Below are 14159 nucleotides of genomic sequence, written 5' to 3'. Positions count from 1 at the left end.
GACCGGTTACCCCGCTGACAGCCGGGCGAGCAGCGCCGCGGCGTCGGCGACGGAGAGGGTGTCCAGCCGGACCAGGTCGGGCCCTGGGCGAGGGTGGCGTACGTGCCGTCCGGGTCTCGGCGTCAGAGGGCGCTGCGTTCCATGTCGCCGCCGTAGAGCCGCCCCGGTTGTCGCTCTCCGGCGTCGGCCACCGGGCCGGGTCCTTGACAGCGGCGGCCACATCGGCGTCGGAGGCGTCCGGGTCGGCGAGGGCGGCGGCGCACACGCTGTACAGGCGACGGCTGGCCAGCGGCAGCAAGTACAGCCGCTTGCCGTCCGTCCATCGCCGATCGCGATGCCGTCGAAGCCGCTCGCGATGCAGGAGGGCGGGGTGTTGGGGAACCGGACCAAGCAGCTTCGGCCCAAAGCCGCTCAACCGACCTTGTGCTGGCCAGACGCGGTCCTGGAAGACGCAGCTCCACACGTGCGTGCCCGCGATGCTGCCGTCGGCGCGCACCGCCTCCACCGTGTAGAAGTGCGTGGTCCCCCGCGCGGCCGTGGTGTCCGTGTAGGCACGGGTCTCCGCCGGCAGCAGTCCGTCGTGCAGCGGCTCGTCCTTCGTGGCCACGTTCCACCGGCTGACCCGGTAGCCCGCGACGGTGTCGCACTCAGCCGTCTTGTCGCACCGCCAGTTGATGGACGGCCCGTCCTCGTCGGGTCCGCCGATCACGGTGCCGTAGCCCATGCTGCCGAGGTCCCCTGAAGATGACCCTCTGGATCGGCGCGGCGACGGAGTCCTTGTCGCGACTTTCCCGCCCCCAACCTGTCGGGTCGGGGAAAGCGTTTCAGGCGATGTCGTTGACGTTGTGCTCGGTCAGGTCGGTTGCGTGCCGGGCAATGGCGCGGTAGCCGGCGTCGTCGTGGAGGACAGCCAGGCCGTGGTGAGCGGCGGTGGCGGCGATGACGAGGTCCACCGCCGAGGCGCTGCGATGCTCCCCGGCCTGGGCCATACGGTGCTGCACCGCGCCGATCCAACGCCCCGCGTTCTTCGGCACCGGCACATCGGGATAGAGGTCGGTGAACATCTCTGCGATCTCGTCGTACTCGCGGCCGTTCCGGGCGCTGTACAGGAACTCGGTTCGCTGTACGTAGCAGGATGCGATGGCACCGGCGTCGATCGCGTCGTACCAGGCCGATTGAAGTTTTGGTTCGCGGAGCAGCCGGACCAGGCCGGAGGTGTCGAGCAAGTAGATCACCGGCTGTGCTTCTCCGCCCGGTGCAGCCGCTCGGCGTCCTCGACGGCACCCCACTCACGCGCACGCTCGAAGTGACGGCTGATGCGCGCCGCACGCTCCTGCTGCTCGGCGTAGAAGCGCAGAGCGAGATTGACCGCCTCCTTCTTGGTCCTGACCTTGGCCAGAGCCATGGCCCGTTCCAGGGCGTCGTCATCGATGTCGATCTGGGTCACAGACATACGAACACCTCCTATGCAATGTTGGTGCAATGTTGGTGATGTACATAGAAGAGTATGTAACCAACATCGACGCTGCCACATCTGAACGTCGGATCTCCAATCGCAACAGACACTCCGGATCAGTCCGGCAGACGATGCCCGCCGGTCGCCACGAAGCGCGGCGCGCAGTATGGCTCGACCGCTGGTGGTTCCCGTGCCCAGAGCGTGCCCGTAAGAACGGACAACCACGGTCAACAGCGGCGCGAACAGGCCCGCGCAACGGTGCCGACACGACGAATCCGCGCAGGTCAGCGGCCATTCGTCCGCTCAAGCGCCGTCGCTTCCCAAGCTGAGAGCGCGAGTTCGATTCTCGTCACCCGCTCCACGATGAAACCCCAGGTCAGCGGCCTGGGGTTTGTTTGTTGTGTAGTCCGATTTGGGGGCGGCCTGCCCTCTGCGTGCCCTAAGTCGAGGCCAAGCGTCACCCAGGGTCCATTGTCAGTGGGGTGCGCTTCACTGTCCGCCATGGAGCTCACGCACGCGACCGTCAACGACCTGCTGGCTCGACTCGGCCCGGGGAACGGCTACATGTACCTGCCCGGCGACCTGGACCCGCAGGACCTGATCGACCTGCTCTCCGGCGTTCACGGCGCGCCGCGCACCCTCGTCCTCGACGGCTTCACCGATCCGACGGTCGACGAGTCCAAAGGCGCGGCTCTCCTCGTCCCCCTCGAGGACCGGGCCGTGACCATACGGGCGTGGGCGTGCGGGGATCAGTGGGTCGCCACGGGTACGGCACGGGACGCCGAAGGGATCGAGCGGCCGGTGCTGGTGGTCGCTCACCGGGAGGTGCCGGAACCCTTGGCGGTCGCTCCGGACGAGGACGTCGACTGGGTGGAGCGGCTCATACGGATCACCGGCTGGACACACCCCGCACAGCGGCCGGACGTGGACTGGGCGGAGGTGGAGTCACGTCTGGGCACCGCACTGCCGAGCGACTACAAGGGCATGGTCGAGACGTTCGGCGAGGGCGCCTTCGACGGAATCCTGGACCTGCACCAGGAGCCGTGGACGGATCTCAGGGAGGACGGGCTGCTCATCTGGGCGGGCACGGATCACGAGGACGGGTACTGCTGGAGGGTCGAGGGTGACGACCCCGACCGTTGGCCCGTCGTGGTCCAGTCGTTCGACGGCGAGGAACTCCGCTTCGACTGCCGGGCCGCGGAGTTCGTCTGCCGCATCCTCGTCGACCCGCACCACCCGTACACGATGGCCCGCTATTTCGACACCCACTGGTCCACGAACTACCGGGAAAGCGGCTGAACCCCGCCGCCAGGAGTCGGATCGCCCTGCCGCTCCACTGAGGGAACTGTTCCCGGATCAAAGTCGCAACCGTTTCGGTGGTCACGTCCACTTGGTCATCGTGCATGGCCATCTCTCGCACGCTCTTCCACCAGTCCGACTCGAAACGCCGGAAGCAGACCAGATCAACTGATCAACTGAGACGACAGCCAGTATTCATACGCCGGGGTCCGGATCAGCTGAGATTTTCGGCCACCCAGGTGTCTCAACCGTTCTGGTCGCCTCAGGTCACAGCCGCGGCTTTGGACCAGATCACTTGAGATTGGGGCAGTGGTTCCGCAGGCGGCGTCACGGCCATGGGCTTCAGCCCTGGGACCTGCCAGCATGAGCAAGCTCGATCCGATCCTCGTACTGTGGAGGTTTGATGCGTGCAGGCGTCGTGGTCGCCGCGCACCCCGGTGTGGAGGATCTCGCCGTGCAGGCCGAGGAGTTGGGCTTGCGCAGCTTCTGGGTCAATGACACCCCTATGGTCCACGGTGACCCCTTCGTCGCCTTGAGCCTGTGTGCGAAGGCCACCCGTCGCATCCGGCTCGGGATCGGCGTGACCTCACCGGCGTTGCGCTCGGCCCCGGCCGCGGCGAGCGCCTTCGCCAGCCTCAATGCCCTGGCACCGGGCCGGATCATCTGCGGGGTCGGCACCGGAAACACCGCTCGGCGCGCTCTGGGCATGCAGCCGACCACGGTGGCCGCGCTGGAGAACTTCACCGCGGCACTGCAGGATCTGTGTGCCGGGCGCTCGACCGAGTACCGCGAAGGAGACCGGGTCCGCGACATCCGGTTCCTGCACGCCGGGGCGCACGTGAACACCACCGATCCGATCGAGTTCGTCGTGGCCGCGCTGCACGGACCCAAAGCCGCCGCCGTCGCCGGCCGCCGCGGCGCCGGCCTCATCTCCTTCGGCCTGCTCGACCCCACCGCCTGGCACGCGCTGCACGACGCCCGCCGTCAAGCCGCCCACGGCACGCTCCGCGACCCCGACTCCTCCGCGGACTCCTACGTGGTCACCGCGCTCCACGTGCTGCGCGGCAACGAGGACTCCGACAGCGACGCGGCCCGGGACACGACAGGTCACCTCGTCCTGTCGCTGCTGGGCTTCGCCGCCGACACACCCGCCGTCGCCGGGCAACTCGGCCCCGACGAACGCGAGGCGGTGCGACAACTCCTCGACCGGCGTGGCACCACCGCTACCGCGCCGGACCGGTACATCAAGCTCTACCCCAACTACCTCGGACGCATCGCACCGCAGGACCGGGACCTGGTCCTGCCCTCGCTGATGAACAGCGTGGCCCTCGTCGGCACCCGCGACGGCCTCCGCACCCGCATCACCGCCCTGGAACAGGCAGGCGTCGATGAGCTCCTCATCCAACCGGTGATCGACCCGCCCACCGAGATGGCCCGACTCGCCGAACTCCTCACCTGAGCGCCCGCTTGTGGAGGGACGGCTTCAGCCGGCCCCACCGGACGCGTGCAGTCGCTCGTGCCGGGGCCGCTTCGTGCCGTCAATTCGGAAAGCGTGTCGGGGGCAACCCGGCTCCCTCAGGCTGTGTCGGATCGGGAGAACGTGAAGGTGATTCCCGCCTGGCCGGCCAGCTCGCCTCCGGAGCCGAGCAGTGACACCGTGCCCTTGGCGCTCACCTCCGCGCTGAAGGTGACCTCGTTGAGACGGAACTCGCCCGCTCGCTGCGGGAGGGAGGCGATCACGCCCTGCATGGTGGCGACGAAGTCGCCGAGGCGGGCACGAAGCTCCTCGGCGGGGATCTCGGAGCGGGCGGCCCGCCACTCCTCCAGCCTCCGGAAGGCCATGCGATCGGTGCGGCCCTGTTCGGTGTCCTCGAGGCCGAGGACGCTGATCTTCCAGTCGGCGTCGGCGTCAGGGGTGGGCTGGGGCATCAGGTCTCTCCTCGGAGGTAGGACGGATGTGCAGGCCCGGGTCCGCGTACGCGGCGTAGGTCAGGCCGAGCGGGTTGCGCAGGGTGTGCAGGAGGTGCAGGCGGGATTCGAGGACCGCTCTGCCCAGGGGGATCCGGCGGATGAGGAAGCGCTCGTACAGCGCTCTGGAGAAGACGGCGGCGATGTCGTCGGGGATCTCGGTCTCGGTGCCGATGAACCCGCGGTTGCGGTTGCCGAGGAAGAGGTACGGGAACGACGGCGCGCCCGGGGCCCGCATCCGGCCCGATCCGCAGGCGTTCATCACCACCAACGGCAGGTCGAAGGTGCGCTGCTCCCGGCTCGCGGCGAGGGCGAGGAGATCCGCTCCGAGGTCGCCGAGCGTGGTACGGGAGTGCCGGCCGGCGCCGCTGAGCTCGATCTCGGCGGCGAGCGGGTCCTCGGAGCGGGTGTAGCAGTGGCAGGCGAAGTGCTGGACCTGGTCCGGCAGGTCGCGCATGGTGCCGTCGAGGAGGAGCCGCGGATCGAAGATCTGCTCGGCGAGGCCCGGTGCGCGTTCCGCGCCGTCGGGATACGGCCCTTCGAGGTCGACGTGGTCCTTTCCCGCGTCGGCGAACCACTCCAGCTCCTCGACTGCTCCTTCGAGGTGCTCGTAGTAGAGATATCGGGCGGGTACACGGCCTTGTGGCCCGGTGCGCAGGGAGAGGCCGCCGTGGACCGGGACGGGCAGCAGGGCGCGGCGCACCACGCACGAGAAACCGACGAGAGTCCGGCACGCGGCGGTGAAGCCGTCCCCCGTCGTGACGGCCTCGTCCGGGAACATCCGGAACAACGGCAGGAACTCCAGGGGAAGGAAGCCCTCCCGGCCGCCGGCGCATTCGACCACCGGGGGCGGCAGCGTGGGGTTCATGCCGTACGGCAAAGCCCTGTTCCAGAACGTCTGGAGTCCCTGGAGGACGTTCTGCTCCAGGCCGAACAGAGTGAAGAGCAGGGTGCGGCCGAGGCGGTGCAGGCTCTGGAAGACCCTTTCGAGATGCTCGTCCTCGATGTCGAACCCGGGGAGCTCGTCCTTGAGGCGGGTCAGGCCCCTGTCCAATACCTCGCGGGCCTGGATCAGCGCGTCGCCGCCGACGAGGGTGACGCGCAGCGGCGCGACTCCCCGTCGGAGGGCGGTGAACTCCAGCTGGGTACCCCCGTCGACCCTCAGGACCCGGACGGAGACGTCCGGCGGCCGTGCCTCGCTCATACGCCGTCCGTCGCCCCTGTCGCCTCGACCTTCAGGGCGACGACCTGGACGAGGTGGCCGGCCTGGTAGAGCTGGAGCCAGATCTCGTGGTTGCCCTCCTCCGGCACCGTGAGGCCGAAGACCGTCTGCTCCCTGTGCCTGACGCGGAGGCTCTTGCGGTGGGTCAGCGATGTGAACGTGGCGCTGTCCGCCAGCACGTCGAACGACACGACGTCGGCGTCCCTGCCGCCCTCGACGAGGACCGGCTCCGCGACGAAGAAGTTCCCGCCTGCCCGGCGTGCGATCAGTGTGGGCAACTCCCGCATCTGCTCGTCACGTGCGACGACCACGCGCAGGTTCAGGCGCTGCCCCGCCGGTGCCCTGATCGTGCCGCCCTCGGCCCGTACGTCCTGGGCGTCGCTGTCTTCCAGCTCGATCGCGAAGTAGCCGACGAAGTTCGTCAGCGCGGGGCCGGTCACGGCCTCCGTCAGGGACGTACGGATCACCGACTGCATGTCCTGGTGGAACTTCCGCTGGAGATCCGCCAGACGGGCGCTGATCGGGCCCTCCGACGTGCGGGCGATCTCCCTTGCCAGTTCGGTCAGTTGGCCGTCCGTGAGGGGAACGGCGACAGGAGTCGACTGGGCCTGGGGCAGGCGCTCCTCTCTGATCGCCTGCCGCACCGCGGCCCGGATGTCGGTTCTCACCCTGTCCGCGACGAAGGCGGCGAGTTCCTCGCGCTCATGGGCTCGGCGCTCGGCCCGCCACCGTTCCTCGTACGGTTCGGGATGCGGGTCGCCGCTCAGCCCGCCCGCAAGCATGATCATGTCCCTGCCCGAGGGATGGTCCGGCACGTCCAGGCGGAGCCTCTTCGCCAGGTCGTAGCGGTACATCTCGACCGCTTCCGCCTTGGTCTCGTACACCTCGACCAGGGCCCTGCGCGCCTGCGCCAGCGCCAGGGCCGCCACCGTCAGCGGTCCCGCGACGGGCAGGAGGGCCACGCCCGGGTCGACCCGGAGCCCGGCGGGTCCGGTGAGGGCGACGAGCAGCCAGACGCCCGTCGTGCACACGGCGCTCGCGAAGGCGATCCGGCGGACGAGGACGCCCCGTTCCCCGCGTCGCACCCCACGAACGACCTCGGTGGGGGCGACCAGTTCGATCCTGGGCCAGATGTCGTCGACGGCGAGCCCGGTGGCCCGGGCGGTACGCCGGTGGAGGTCGGTCAGCGCGGCGGACTGAAGAGGGTGCAGTAAGCGCTGGAGGACGGTGAGCCCGCCGACGTCGTCCACCCGGTCATTGCCGGCCGGGTACCTCGCACGCGCCATCTGGGCCATTCCCGACGCCAGCCTCTTCGGTGACGTCGTGCTCGTCCAGATCAGCAAGCCGTACTGCACGGACAGCAGTACGGCGGCCGACACGGCCAGCCAACCGGCCTCCAGAAGCCGGTCCCCCGCGTCGGGCCCGGTCCACGGCTTCCCGTTCCACATCGCCCACGCGAGACTTCCCAGCGGGACGAGGATCCCTGCGAACTGGGCCCCGGGAGAAGCGGTCACGCCACGACCGGACCCGCTCCACGACGGCACCCGGGGCACCACCACGATCAGCAGCGCTGCCCCCGCCGCCACTCCGCCCACCCACCAGGAGGCCGTCGTCTCGCCCCGCACCGCCGAACGCGCCACCACACCGGCCACACCCAGCGTCGCGGTGGAGGCGAACACCTTCAGATAGGTGGACTCGGTGCCCCGGTACGGGGAGTCGGACAGCCAGAAGCCGCCCGCCAGCACCACCATGGCGCAGCCCAGCACCCATGCCGCCCACAGCGGCCCCTCGACGGCGAAGCCGACCGTGAGCCACCCGCCGCACGCCTCGGCCACGGCAAAGGCGGCGACGCCGAGGAGGTTGTCGGACGGTGTGTGGCCGCTGCCGCCGACGGAGCGGATGCGCCAGGAGGCGCAGCCGATCAGCGCGAGGAGTACGCCCCCGGACGCCCAGGCCGTGGCATACGCGTGATCGCGGGCCAACCTCGCCCCGAGCAGGGTCAGTTCGGCCAGCAATACGGTCGCCAAGTGGGCGATGGTGTCCAGCCGGAGCGTTCGGAAGTCGCTCACGCCACCCTTGGACGCTTTGCTCCGTGCGAGAGCCAGCTCGGCGCACCACCCGGCGGCCCCGGCCAGCGTCAACCAGCCCACGAGCAGCCACAGTCCACCTGGTGCGGCGTCGCGTACGGGAACGAGCACGGCTCCCACGCCCGCTGCCCCGGCCGCGATCGCAGCGGCCGCACCGAAGAGAGTGCCGCCCCTGCTCGTCCCCGTGTTCGCCGTCATCGCGTCCCCGTCGGCTGTGCCCTGCGTCGCAACTCACTCCACAGTAAGGCCAGTTCGGGTCATGGACCGTGCCGGTGCCTGGCGGACGCCGCCGCGGATGCTCTACTTCGCCGGGAAGAGCCGCAGCTTCGCGGTGTCCCCCACAATGGCGACAACGGCGATCGACAGCTCGTTGACGGTGGAGGGCCCGCCCTGGTCGGGGCGCTGCCCGAGCAGGTTGGAGGTGAATCCGCTCGCATCGACCGAGCTCAGGTCCACGCCCCCGGGACCGACGGCGCTCACCGTGAACGGTCCCGCCCGCAGGCCGGGGACACGCGGGATCTCGGTGCCCTTCGTCACGACGACCGTGCAGCTTCCGTCTGCACACGCCCGCAGCTCCTCAGGTGTCGACGGCGTCATCGGCTTCACCGCGGTCGGCGACGGCGACGAGGAGGGCCTTGTCTGCGTGGGCGAGGCGGGCGACGGTTCAGCCGAACGTGACGGTGCGGTCGGCGCGGGCGCTCCCGCGTCGTCGCCCGAGTCGGACCCGCAGCCGATCAGCGCGGCGCCGAGGGCCAGGACGGCGCAGACGGTCCCCGCCGCACCGCGCGCCGCAGACAGCCTGGCCGTACGGCGGCGGGCCGAAGTTCCCGATGTCGTCATGGAACCGTTCTACACACAGGTGCCCGGGAGGGGTCCCGCGCGCCCGTCACCCCGGTGCCCTCCCTGTTCTGTTCACCCTCCCAGTCGCGGCCGGCTCGGGCAGCTGGGCGACGTACGCCACCGCCGACACCGGGCGACGCATGATGATTGCCCCGCGTAGGGACTCGAGCGCCTCACGAATGCGCGGAGACGCGGCCGTGCGGGTGGCACATGGCAGGACAGGCCCGGCCACGGCCCATGGCCTGCTGACCATGATCACCGGAACCCGCCGTTCGCCGGCCGCCCTCGCGGTGCTCGCGGTCCTGCCCTGCTTGACCGGCGTGAGTACGTTCCCGGATCCGCTCGACCGCTACTACCACCAGCGCGTCGAGTGGGCGAGCTGTGTGCGCGGCCCGCAGGACGAGGCCGGGAAGCGGCTGGAGCAGGTGGGCGCGCGGTGCGCCGAGATCACTGTGCCGCTGGATTACGGCCACCCCGAAGGCCGTCCGATCACTGTGGCCGTCTCCCGGATCGCGGCGCCCGACGCCGTGCACCGGCACGACGCCGGGCCGGTCACGCCGCTGCGGTCGGGCAACGGCCGCGGGCCGCAGTCCCGCTACCGCGACAAGCCGTCCCCGGTGGCCGCGCCGGCGGCCGGCCACGGGCGGCAGAACTTCACCGAGGTGACCTGGCGGGAAGGCTCCCGTGGGCCGATGCGCTCGCGCTTTGTGGCCGTGCGGGTGCGGCCGGCCGGTGTCAGGGCCCGCCGTCTGGCCCAGGCCACCGCAATCGCCGAACACGGCCACGGGGACGGTGTCCTGCCCGAGGCGACCCTGCTGGCCGAATGGCCCGAGCAGGCCGAAGAGCCCACCGGCTACTGGCTGGCCGGCCTCCCCGCCGGCACTCCGCCGGCCGAACCGGTTCGCCTGGCCAAGATCCGCCGGCGCGTCGAGCACGCCTGCCGGGAACTCAAGCACGGCCCGCCGTTCTCACCCAAGCCGAGACCGCCGGCCACGACCCCCAGCAGTTCCTCCAGCGCGCTGCCGACCAGCGTGCGCTGGACGACGCCCGCTTCGCCGCCAGGACCCTCACCTGACGCATCCAACGCCTCGGCGCGAGGCTGGCACCCAGCGAGCGAGCACGAGCCGCACAAGCACGCACGGCCGCGATCGCGCGAGAAACACCGCCGGCGTCCGACCTACATCCAGGGCCCGCGCAGGTCGACGCAGGAGCGCACATCCCGGTCGGCATCCCGGCCCGGCCCGTCAGGCCGCCAGCCCGGTGAAACCTCCGACGATCGCGCCGTAGCCGATATGGGCGAGAACCGTGACCAGGGGCGTGCCCGGCCCGTAGTTGCGCATGAGAAAGCCGGGGGCCTCAAGCAGAGCAACCTTCGGAGCGCTGGTCAGCGGGCTGCCCATCCGTGGGTGGACAAGCGGCAGCAGGATGTTGACCAGTGCGGTGCCGGCGAACAGACCGTGCGCGAGTCCGAACAGGGCTCCCAGCCACCAGCCCGCCTGACCGATCGCGACGAAGACGGCGAAGTAGACGAACGCGAAGATCTGCCCGTTGAGAAAGTGCATCAGGTAGCCGACGAACTTCGCGCGGGTGCGGTTGACGGTCACCGCCGTGCCCAGGAGGAATGGCAGGTCCATGCGGGTCAGGCTCAGCTCGCTGGCGGCCCGCAGCGCGGTCGTCAGGGCCAGTGTGCCGACGAAGGCTCCTGCCGCGGTCCCCCCGGCCCAGGCGCTCACGGCGCCGTGCCCGTGTCGTCGGCGGCACCGATGGCACACGCGGCGCTGATCAGCGCCAGGTGGCTCAGTCCCTGGGGAAGGTTGCCAAGGAAGTCACCGGTCGCGGGGTCGATCTCCTCGCTGTAGAGGCCGACGTCGTTGGCCAGACCGACCAGCTCCTCCATCAGGTCGACAGCCTGGGGGCGGCGTCCGGTGCGGGCGAGGGATTCGGCGAGCCAGAAGGAGCAGGCCAGGAAGGCGCCTTCGCCGCCGCTGAGGCCGTCCTCCCCCGAGTACCGCTCGACGTACGGCCCCTGCCGCAGCCGGTCGGCCAGAGTACTGATCGTGGCGTCCATGCGCCGGTGGTCACCCCGGTATCCGTACAGGTGGCCGAGAAGCACGGCGGCGTCCAGGTCGGGGCTGTCTGCGGAGCGGACATAGCTGTCGAGGCTGTCCGAGAAGCAGTGGGTTTCGACGAAGGCGCGGATCTGGTCGCGTGCGGTGCGCCAACGGGCCAGGTGCCGGCCGGGTATCAGGTCGTGTTCGGCCAGGTCCGCGGCACGGTCGAGGGCCACCCAGCACATCATCTTGGACTGGGTGAAATGGCGGGGCTGACTGCGGACCTCCCAGATACCCGCGTCGGGTTGCCGCCAGTTCGTGCAGACGAGGTCGGCGAGTTCCGCGAGGCGCCGTGCGACATCGGCGTCGAGGTGTCCGGCGGCGCGCGCGTACTGCCAGGCCGTCTGCAGCAACTCGCCATAGGTGTCGAGTTGGAGCTGGCCGACCGCGGCGTTTCCGGTGCGGACCGGCCCCGAGCCGCGGTGGCCCTCCCAGGGCAGGGTCCGCTCCGGGGTGCGGTGGCCGCCGTCCAGCCGGTACAGCACCTTCAGGTGGGGGTGGGTGAGCTGGGAGGCGTGCATCAGCCACCAGAAGTAGGCGTGCGCCTCCGCAGGGCAGCCGAGTCGCAGGAACGCGGCGAGGGTGAAGGCGGAGTCGCGTACCCAGGAGAAGCGGTAGTCCCAGTTGCGCTCACCGCCGATCCGCTCCGGGAGCGAGGTCGTCACCGCGGCGGCGACCGCTCCGGAGGGGGCATGGACGAGCAGCTTCAATGTGAGCAGGCTGCGCATCACCGCTTCGGACCACCGGCCCGGATACATCCGGTCACGGGCCCAGCGTCGCCAGGCGGCGCATGTGTCGTCCAGCCGTGCCTCGCACTCGGTGCGGGCCGGCAGAACGAGCGGCTCCTGGTCGGCGAAGGGCATCGCGATCAAGGCGCGGCGGCCACACGGAAGCTCACATGTGCCACTGATGGCGTGTCCGTCGCATTCCGGTGCACCGGCGTCCCACGAGCAGACGGCGAGTGCTTTGGTGTCGGCCGTGGCCACGGGTACGCCCGAACGCTGGGCGAACCGCGTGCGAGCCAGGCCGTAGCCGAAGCGTGGCCGCACGCTCCAACGCATCGGCACGGACCCGGACAGTCCGTCGATACGTCGCAGCAGCTCACGCATCGGTGTCAGTGCCGTCTCGTCGTGCAGAGTGAGTGCGTCGGTGACTCCGACCGCGCCGCGAGCGGTGCTGAAGGTCGTCTGCAGCACGTTGGTGTGCGGCAGGTAGCGGCGCTCCGCCCGGTAGGGCACGGTCGGCTCCAGCGTGAAGCGTCCGCCATGGCCGGCGTCCAGCACGGCACCGAACACGGCGGGCGAGTCCAGATCGGGCAGGCCCAGCCAGTCCACCGAGCCGTCCCGGGCGATCAGAGCGGCGGTTCGGCCGTCGCCGATCACCGCGTACTCGCGCAACGGAACGTAGCCACCGAGCCGCGGGCCGCCGACCGCGGAATCATGCGCTGTTCCTGCTCCCGGAGAACCACTGATGGTTCCCATGCGACCACGTTCCCATGCGCTGTGCCGTGCCGCTCGCTCAGCCGGTTCGATGGCGGAGGAGCCGGCGCGGCGCTCATCTGCCGTCGCACGATGTCGTTGATCTACGACGCGAGGTACGTAGGCCAGTCCATGCCCATCTGTGGGCCTACGGCGCGGACAGCCCGACACGGGGGGCTGGCGCCCCGCGCTTCAGGTGAGCATGCCCGTGAGAGAGAGGAATTCGGCGCGGGAGCGAGCGTCGTTGCGGAGTGTGCCGAGGAGGGTGGAGGTGAGCGTGCTGGAGCCGGTGGCCTGGACGCCGCGCAGGGTCATGCAGCTGTGCTCGGCTGCGATCACGACGCCGACCCCCTTGGGTTCGAGGTGAGCCTGCAGCCAGTCGGCGACCTGCTTGGTCAGGCGTTCCTGGACCTGAGGGCGACAGGCGAAATGCTCGACGACACGGGCGAGTTTGGACAGGCCGAGGATGCGGTGGCCCGGGAGGTACCCGACGTGGGCGGTGCCGACGACGGGCAGCATGTGGTGCTCGCACACCGTCCGGACGGGAATGCTGCGGGCCAGCACCAGCTCGTCGTAGCCCTCGTCGTTGGGAAAGGTCGTCAGGTCGAAGGGGCGCGGGCTGAACAGCTCGGCGTAGGCGCGGGCCATACGGCCGGGGGTGCCCCGCAGGCTCTCGGTGTCGGTTTCGATGCCGAGCGCTCCGAGGAACTGGGCGGCGGCGCGTTCGGCTTCGGCAAGGTCGATGCCGTCGGTGTCGTGGACGACTCGTAGCGGGGTGGTGGACGCCCTCGCGGTCTGGGGCGAGGGGATGGCGGTGAAGCGGGCGGGGATGTCGGCCGTATCCGATGTCGAGGCCGTGGCCGAGGCTGCTATGTCCATGACGTACTCCCTGTTGTGCGGACAGAATCAGCGGGCGGCGGTTGGTGGTGTGCCCTCGGAAGGCCGTGGGGTCGCGTGCGGCGGGGAAGCCGGCTGGAGACGCACGCAGCAGTGGCCGGGGCTGGGTGACAGGCATGCCTCGAGGTCGGGTTCGTCGAGTCCGTCGAGCACGCCACGGAGCAGGTGGAGGTTCATGCCGCACACGGTCTGGGCGTGGTCGCGGGCGAGCGCGTGGAAGGGGCAGTTGCCCAGGACGATGGCGTCACCGTCGTAGCGGGGTTCGAACCCGTTGCCTTCCAGCACGGCGAAGACATCTGTCTGCTCCTGGCCGGCGATCCGCGTGCCCAGCTCATGGGCCTTTCGGTGCAGGACGGTGCGCACCGGTTCGCCGGTGCCTTCGGATTCCTCCAGGGCCTGGGCGAGGAGACGTCCAGCCAGCTCGTAGTGCCGCTCGGGCAGGGTGACGGTGACCTGTCTGGTGGAGCGCTTGTAGAGCTTGGCCGGCCTGCCCGCTCCGGGGCCGGTGCGTCCGCTGCGCCGCTCGTAGACGACGTCGAGGAGCGATTCGCCGGCCAGTCGGTCCAGGTGGAAGGCCGCCGTCTGCCGTGCCAGGCCGAGGGCCTCGGCGGCTTCGTCGCGGCTGACCGGTGCCGGCTGGCGCGCGACGTGGTCGTACAGCCTCCTGCGGGTCGGCTCGTCGAGCGCGGCGACGGCGGAGACGTCGGGGCGGGGTGCTTCCTTCGGGGCGTCCACGAACACCAGTCTAAAACACATAGGCATTGACTAAAGAAGGTTTCCGCGCTTCTATCGTTAGTGAAA

12 protein-coding genes and 3 pseudogenes are annotated in these 14159 nt (G+C 70.2%); 3 read left to right on the top strand and 12 right to left on the bottom strand.

Annotation, left to right across the window (positions count from 1 at the left end):
- The 3 genes and pseudogenes from STRIP9103_RS06105 to STRIP9103_RS06095 all read right to left on the bottom strand — a co-directional run.
- Positions 1 to 724: pseudogene (locus STRIP9103_RS06105) on the bottom strand (hypothetical protein); the annotation flags it as partial.
- Positions 725 to 824: 100 nt separating this feature from the next.
- Entirely contained in the window at positions 825 to 1235 is a 411-nt protein-coding gene (locus STRIP9103_RS06100) for a PIN domain-containing protein (protein ID WP_009300765.1), read from the bottom strand.
- Complete coding sequence (locus tag STRIP9103_RS06095; protein ID WP_048819778.1) at positions 1232 to 1453, bottom strand: type II toxin-antitoxin system VapB family antitoxin; 222 nt, start codon at positions 1451 to 1453, stop codon at positions 1232 to 1234. Before STRIP9103_RS06095 ends, STRIP9103_RS06100 begins: the two co-directional genes overlap by 4 nt.
- Positions 1454 to 1957: 504 nt before the next feature.
- Between STRIP9103_RS06095 and STRIP9103_RS06090 the strand changes: the two genes are divergently transcribed.
- Entirely contained in the window at positions 1958 to 2755 is a 798-nt protein-coding gene (locus tag STRIP9103_RS06090; RefSeq protein ID WP_009300787.1) for a hypothetical protein, read from the top strand.
- A gap of 4 nt (positions 2756 to 2759) precedes the next feature.
- Here STRIP9103_RS06090 and STRIP9103_RS51260 read toward each other — a convergent pair.
- Positions 2760 to 2867 (bottom strand): annotated as a pseudogene (locus STRIP9103_RS51260) (aminoglycoside phosphotransferase); the annotation flags it as partial.
- 291 nt (positions 2868 to 3158) lie between these two features.
- Here STRIP9103_RS51260 and STRIP9103_RS06085 point away from each other — a divergent pair.
- The gene (locus tag STRIP9103_RS06085) at positions 3159 to 4214 is read left to right on the top strand and encodes an LLM class flavin-dependent oxidoreductase (protein ID WP_009300793.1); all 1056 of its coding nucleotides are present in this window, start codon (positions 3159 to 3161) and stop codon (positions 4212 to 4214) included.
- 116 nt (positions 4215 to 4330) lie between these two features.
- On the opposite strand, the gene STRIP9103_RS06080 is transcribed toward STRIP9103_RS06085, so the two are convergent.
- The 4 genes from STRIP9103_RS06080 to STRIP9103_RS49780 form a co-directional block, all read right to left on the bottom strand.
- Entirely contained in the window at positions 4331 to 4684 is a 354-nt protein-coding gene (locus tag STRIP9103_RS06080; protein WP_009300748.1) for a Pepco domain-containing protein, read from the bottom strand.
- On the bottom strand, positions 4665 to 5927 hold the full coding sequence (locus STRIP9103_RS06075; RefSeq protein ID WP_009300751.1) for a CHAT domain-containing protein: 1263 nt from the start codon (positions 5925 to 5927) through the stop codon (positions 4665 to 4667). The genes STRIP9103_RS06080 and STRIP9103_RS06075 overlap by 20 nt, the downstream gene beginning before the upstream one ends.
- The gene (locus STRIP9103_RS06070) at positions 5924 to 8230 is read right to left on the bottom strand and encodes a DUF2339 domain-containing protein (RefSeq protein ID WP_048819777.1); all 2307 of its coding nucleotides are present in this window, start codon (positions 8228 to 8230) and stop codon (positions 5924 to 5926) included. Before STRIP9103_RS06070 ends, STRIP9103_RS06075 begins: the two co-directional genes overlap by 4 nt.
- A gap of 102 nt (positions 8231 to 8332) precedes the next feature.
- Complete coding sequence (locus STRIP9103_RS49780) at positions 8333 to 8872, bottom strand: hypothetical protein (protein ID WP_141570480.1); 540 nt, start codon at positions 8870 to 8872, stop codon at positions 8333 to 8335.
- A gap of 527 nt (positions 8873 to 9399) precedes the next feature.
- On the opposite strand from STRIP9103_RS49780, the pseudogene STRIP9103_RS46010 reads away from it, so the two are divergent.
- Positions 9400 to 9831: pseudogene (locus STRIP9103_RS46010) on the top strand (transposase); the annotation flags it as partial.
- A gap of 285 nt (positions 9832 to 10116) precedes the next feature.
- On the opposite strand, the gene STRIP9103_RS06060 reads toward STRIP9103_RS46010, so the two are convergent.
- From STRIP9103_RS06060 to STRIP9103_RS06045, 4 genes are all read right to left on the bottom strand, one after another.
- Positions 10117 to 10605, bottom strand: coding sequence for a hypothetical protein (locus STRIP9103_RS06060; RefSeq protein WP_009300775.1), 489 nt, complete (start codon positions 10603 to 10605; stop codon positions 10117 to 10119).
- On the bottom strand, positions 10602 to 12464 hold the full coding sequence (locus tag STRIP9103_RS06055) for a glycoside hydrolase family 15 protein (RefSeq protein ID WP_009300762.1): 1863 nt from the start codon (positions 12462 to 12464) through the stop codon (positions 10602 to 10604). Before STRIP9103_RS06055 ends, STRIP9103_RS06060 begins: the two co-directional genes overlap by 4 nt.
- A 189-nt stretch (positions 12465 to 12653) precedes the next feature.
- A complete protein-coding gene (gene folE, locus STRIP9103_RS06050; RefSeq protein WP_009300766.1) occupies positions 12654 to 13340 on the bottom strand; it encodes a GTP cyclohydrolase I FolE in 687 nt (228 codons plus the stop codon).
- Positions 13341 to 13367: 27 nt separating this feature from the next.
- Positions 13368 to 14099, bottom strand: a complete 732-nt coding sequence (locus STRIP9103_RS06045; RefSeq protein WP_009300781.1) for a helix-turn-helix transcriptional regulator — start codon at positions 14097 to 14099, stop codon at positions 13368 to 13370.
- Between the last annotated feature and the right edge of the window lie 60 nt (positions 14100 to 14159).

This window comes from Streptomyces ipomoeae 91-03, from assembly GCF_000317595.1.
GTDB classification, from domain to species: domain Bacteria; phylum Actinomycetota; class Actinomycetes; order Streptomycetales; family Streptomycetaceae; genus Streptomyces; species Streptomyces ipomoeae.
This window is presented reverse-complemented; position numbering and strand designations above follow the sequence as displayed.